General features: G+C 52.4%; 3 protein-coding genes and 4 pseudogenes. All 7 read left to right on the top strand.

All coding sequences use genetic code 11. The annotated features are described in order from the left end of the window. Positions 1–245: pseudogene (locus CPT76_RS37505) on the top strand (helix-turn-helix domain-containing protein); the annotation flags it as partial. Positions 246–345: 100 nt separating this feature from the next. Continuing rightward, positions 346–516: a hypothetical protein gene (locus CPT76_RS37500; RefSeq protein WP_163872676.1), complete on the top strand. Its 171-nt coding sequence runs from the start codon at positions 346–348 to the stop codon at positions 514–516. A 240-nt stretch (positions 517–756) separates the two neighbouring features. Further along, a pseudogene (locus CPT76_RS16170) lies at positions 757–1,247 on the top strand (YajQ family cyclic di-GMP-binding protein). A 255-nt stretch (positions 1,248–1,502) separates the two neighbouring features. After that, positions 1,503–1,686: pseudogene (locus tag CPT76_RS39860) on the top strand (CDP-alcohol phosphatidyltransferase family protein); the annotation flags it as partial. A 3-nt stretch (positions 1,687–1,689) separates the two neighbouring features. After that, positions 1,690–2,805, top strand: a pseudogene (locus CPT76_RS16160) (competence/damage-inducible protein A); the annotation flags it as partial. Positions 2,806–3,140: 335 nt separating this feature from the next. Continuing rightward, on the top strand, positions 3,141–4,202 hold the full coding sequence (gene recA / locus CPT76_RS16155; RefSeq protein ID WP_105443594.1) for a recombinase RecA: 1,062 nt from the start codon (positions 3,141–3,143) through the stop codon (positions 4,200–4,202). A gap of 149 nt (positions 4,203–4,351) precedes the next feature. Next, entirely contained in the window at positions 4,352–5,128 is a 777-nt protein-coding gene (locus tag CPT76_RS16150; RefSeq protein ID WP_105443593.1) for a regulatory protein RecX, read from the top strand. Positions 5,129–5,336: the final 208 nt, after the last annotated feature.

The raw sequence follows: 5,336 nt of genomic DNA, 5'->3' as shown, positions 1-5,336 counted from the left end.
TTTCCTTCGGTAATACGAAGGAGGGGGATACGCTGACCTTTACGCTGGATTCTTCCGGTATATACATTAAATCGGGGTATTCTCCCGCAACGACGATTACGGTAGCCGGACAGACGGTGGAGGACGGTAAATCGACTTCGCGCATTCTGCTGAAGCTGGACGACTCCGGTACGGGCGGTACGTCGACCGGAAATGATTCGTCGACAGGGGATTCCTCCGATCAATCGGATAGCAGCAACGGCTAAACGGCTGGACAGGCTCGGCTGAATAATGCCATACACTCCAGGGGACAATAGTTCTAGCTTTAAGTCCTTCTTATTCCGGATAGAAATGAGGTGTATGGTTATGACAGTCAGCTGGATCACCACGATTGTGGGGATTATCGTCAGCCTGCTCGGTTATTACCTCACTCCCAGCGCTTGGGGGTACGGCATTCTTGGATTTGGACTGGCATGGATCGTATTGGGCATCTTGGATATGTTCCGCCAACCAACCCGTGACCGCAGCCGATCGTAAAATAAGAACAAGGCATTCCCGGGGATCCATGAGCCGGCGAATGTCTTTTTTTTGAGGTCCATGTTCATTGCTTGTAGGCTTCCGCTAATCGCGTCCTGTCTTCTGCCTAAGCCGTGCCTAAGCAGTGCCGATCGCCGTGAGATAATATCCGTGAACGGAAGGAACGCTGTTTAGGATTAGACTTGTCCCGGGTAATTTCATATAATATGACATGAAAAGGAACTGAAAGGGCGTGTAATGATGAGTTCGGAAAATTCGTTTGACATTGTTTCCAAATTGGACTTCCAGGAAATGATCAACGCGATCAACCAAACGGAGCGTGAAATCGAAACCCGTTTTGATTTTAAAGGGAGCAAGAGCAGCCTGAAGCTGGAGAAGGAGACACTGGTCATCACCTCTGATGACGAGTATAAGCTCAATGCGGTGATTGACATTTTGCAGTCCAAAATGATCAAGCGCGGTTTGTCGCTCAAAAACGTGGATTACGGCAAGGTTGAGCCAGCTTCGATGGGAACCGTCCGCCAACGGATCACCCTGAAGCAGGGAATCGATCAGGACAACGCCAGAAAATCAACGTGCTGATCCGGGATTCCAAGCTGAAGGTCAAAAGCCAAATCCAAGGCGATCAGATCCGGGTGACCGGGAAGAGCAAAAACGATCTGCAGGCGGTCATGCAGCTGCTTCGCAAGGCGGACCTGCCGCTGGACCTGCAGTTTACCAATCTGAAGTAATGCGGGCGTATACCGCATGGCAAACGGGCGGGAAGAGGAGCTTACTCCTCTTTTGACAGTGTATAAATTGATATATTATACTGTATCTTGTCCCGCTGTCTTGGCGGAGTTGCCGGCCTGCCGCAAGCTGTGCCTGCTGCCCCCATGTAGAGGATTCATACATAATGGATGGACTGGGTGCATTATTATTCATTTTCGTCCTGCCGTGCATGTGAATGTCGTTTCTTAGTTTGATTTATCCGGGGAGGGTTTACAGTGAATCTGCCCAACCGTATTACCATTTCAAGAATCTGTTTGATTCCGGTCATGATGGTGTTTCTTCTGGTCGACTTCAAGTTCTATCCGGAACCGATTACCTGGAATTCATTCGAGCTGCCGTACAATCAGCTGATCGCTGTAATTATTTTATCTGGCAGCAAGCACAGACGGTATAGACGGTTAGCAGCGCGCGGATATCCTGATTCTGACCGGAGGCATCGGCCCGACCCAGGACGACCTGACCAAGGATGCCCTGGCCGCGCATGTCGGCCGCTCCCTGCACATTGACCGGCTGGCGATGGATCAAATCGAAAGGTTCTTCTCAGGGCGGGGGATCGACATGACGGAGAACAACCGCCGTCAGGCGATCGTCATCGACGGCAGCACGCCGCTTCCGAATGAAACAGGATTGGCCGTCGGACTCGCGCTTGCCCAAGAGGATAACTTCTACATCGTTCTGCCTGGTCCTCCAAAAGAGATGAAGCCGATGTTCGACCAGCAGGCGAAGCCGTGGCTCCTTCAGCACGCCCTGACTGACGAAATGCCGATTTACTCCAAAATGCTCAAGTTTGCCGGCATCGGCGAATCGCTGCTGGAGGATCGGCTTCTGGACCTGATCGACGGGCAGACCGATCCAACGATCGCTCCTTATGCGAAGGAGGGTGAAGTGACCGTACGCATCTCCACCAAAGCGCCTACAGAGCAGGAAGCCATGGAGAAACTGAATGCGATGCAGGGGCAAATTCAAAGCCGGCTCGCAGACCATATGTACGCCAGCATGGACGTGCCGATCGAACGGATCATTGTTGATATGATGGCGGACCGCGGGATTACGCTGAGCGCCGCTGAGAGCTGCACAGGAGGCATGCTGATGGAGAGCATCACGTCCATTCCGGGCAGCGCAACCATGTTCCTGGGAGGGATCGTCTGCTACTCCAACGAGATGAAGGAGAAGCTGCTGCATGTCCCGCATGCGCTGCTGGAGGGAGACGACGCACCGGGAGCAGTGAGCGCCGAAGTGGCCGAGGTGCTTGCCGAGAACGTTCGGATGATCACGGACAGCGACTTCGGCTTATCCGTCACGGGTGTAGCGGGGCCGGGGTATTCCGAACGCAAACCGGTCGGCCTCGTGTACGTCGGGATCGCCCAGCGCGGACGGAAGACCGAAGTGTTTGAGCTGAAGCTGAACGGCAACCGCGAAACGATCCGGGTCCGCTCGGTCAAAACGCTGCTGTACCGGTTGTGGCAAAGACTGGTATCTACCGATCCGGCCACCGGGGAGTCCAAGGATCAGGTTTGAAGTTGTGCAGCCGTCCGCCAGGCGGTATAATATAACCATACGGAAGAACCGTGCAAAAATAAGTTTGCCGCGGTTCTTTTTCTTATGGTTGGAGTAGGGGTGGAAGCCTGTTCCAGTTCGGACTCTAGCATCCGATCATCATAGAAGAACAAACGCCCACCGGGGCCCCCCATATTTGGCGGGCTTTCCTTGCGGCGGTTGGTTTAAGGTACGGCGGCATGATGATGAGAGGAGAATGCCTGGCAAAAAAACGAATGTATGTTCGAAAAAATGCTTGGCAAACGTTCCAAAACAAGGTATCATAATAGTATAAACGGGTGAAGGATGTGAGTTTATTGTCAGATCGTCGTGCTGCGCTTGAAATGGCGCTTCGTCAAATAGAGAAACAATTCGGTAAAGGTTCAATCATGAAACTCGGTGAGTCGACACATATGCAGGTGGAAGTTGTTCCCAGCGGCTCCCTGGCTCTAGATATAGCACTTGGTATTGGCGGACTTCCAAGAGGCCGCGTTGTTGAAGTATATGGACCGGAATCTTCCGGTAAGACGACGGTGGCCCTCCATGCCATCGCGGAAGTACAGAAAGTCGGTGGACAAGCTGCTTTCATCGATGCGGAGCATGCGCTTGATCCGTCGTATGCCAACAAGCTTGGCGTCAACATTGACGAGCTGCTGCTGTCTCAACCGGACACTGGTGAGCAGGCGTTGGAAATTGCGGAAGCCCTCGTACGCAGCGGCGCCGTTGATATTATCGTCGTGGACTCGGTTGCCGCGCTCGTACCGAAAGCGGAAATCGAAGGCGAAATGGGTGATTCCCACGTAGGTCTGCAGGCTCGTCTGATGTCCCAGGCACTGCGTAAGCTGTCCGGTGCGATTGCGAAGTCGAAGACGATTGCGATCTTTATCAACCAGCTTCGTGAGAAAGTCGGCGTCATGTTCGGTAACCCGGAGACGACCCCCGGCGGCCGTGCGCTGAAGTTCTATTCTTCTGTTCGTCTGGATGTTCGCCGTATTGAGAGCATCAAGATGGGCAATGATGTAGTGGGTAACCGGACGCGGATCAAGGTTGTCAAGAACAAGGTGGCTCCTCCGTTCAAGCAGGCGGAGATCGACATCATGTACGGCGAAGGCATTTCCAAGGAAGGCAGCATTATCGATATCGGTACGGAATTGGATATCGTCAATAAGAGCGGTGCCTGGTACTCCTATGAAGGCGAGCGCTTGGGTCAGGGCCGCGAGAATGCGAAGCAGTTCTTGAAAGAAAATCAGCCTATTTCGGAAGCGATCGAGAACAAGATCCGTGAGGCAAGCAATTTGACGACGACGGTGAACGCGCCGACTGCGGAAGAAGCAGCGGCTGAGGAACGCGAAGAACAGGAATTGTTAGAGCTGGAATAGGGTTATCGTTTGAAATCGTATTCTGTAAATATGAATAGAGATTATAATGAGGACGCTCGGTGATAACCTGTCACTGGGCGTCTTTTCTCATATAGAGGGTGCGGTGCTGTTACAGGATGACATTGAACACGTGATGGGATGTGAGAGAGATGCGAAAAGGAAATAGCCATGAACATCAGGAAGGGCAAGGGATTCACGAAGAGCAGGGAATCCATGAGGAGCAGGGAATTCATGAAGGACTGGCTGGGTTCCCGGACGATGAAACCCTGCTGATCACGGAGGTAGAGCGTCTGGCCAAGCCGAGAGGGCGTTATTTGATATCGTTCGGACCCTACACCCTTTCCGTCCACGAAGACGTCCTCGTGAAGTACCGGATGGTCAAGGGGAACGCCTTTACGAAGCAGGAGCTGGAGGAAATCGTTGTAGCGGACGAGCGGCAGCAGGCTTATGTCGAAGGATTAAAGGCGCTGGAGCGGAAGCCGCGGACACGCAAGGAAATTGAAATGAAACTGCGGCAGAAAGGTATCGAAACGGGATCGATTGAGTATGCGCTGAACCGGCTGGTGGAAGAAAGGTTGGTGGACGACGAAAGCTATGCCAGGCAGTGGGCGCAGCAGCGAATCAGGAACCACCGNAAAGGCAAGGCCTGGATCAGGCAGGAGCTTCAGCAGAAAGGCGTCGATAAGTCGATTATATCCGAGGCGCTGGCCGAAGTCAGTTCCGATCAGGAATTTGAGGCAGCCCTGGCAGCCGGCCGAAAGAAATGGAACCAGACGAAGGGCGAAGCTGCCGATCGCAAGCGCAAAACGGGGGCTTATTTGATGAGGCGGGGATACTCCGGAGAGCAGGTCCGAAAGGTCATCAATCAGCTGCTCAAGGAAGACGCTTATCCCGATGATGAAGAGGAATATTTTTCATTCGACTGAGGAAGAAGTTGACACAATATGAAATGCCCTCTCTTGACAATATCTTTTCACAAATACTAAAATGAAGAGGAATCTATTCCTGTAAAAAGCTCTTTTTTCCTTCCAAAAAAAGGTTTTTTATTGAAAGATTCTAATTTCTCTCCAATTCATATGAACTACCCCCGCCTTATCCCGCCTCTAGGGTAGCACGGGTTTTGTACAACCTTCC

Source organism: Paenibacillus sp. AR247 (genome assembly GCF_002968895.1).
In the GTDB taxonomy this organism is placed as follows: Bacteria; Bacillota; Bacilli; order Paenibacillales; family Paenibacillaceae; genus Paenibacillus_AQ; species Paenibacillus_AQ favisporus.
Note: the sequence above shows the minus strand (reverse complement) of the source record. Positions and strands in the feature narration are given on the sequence as shown.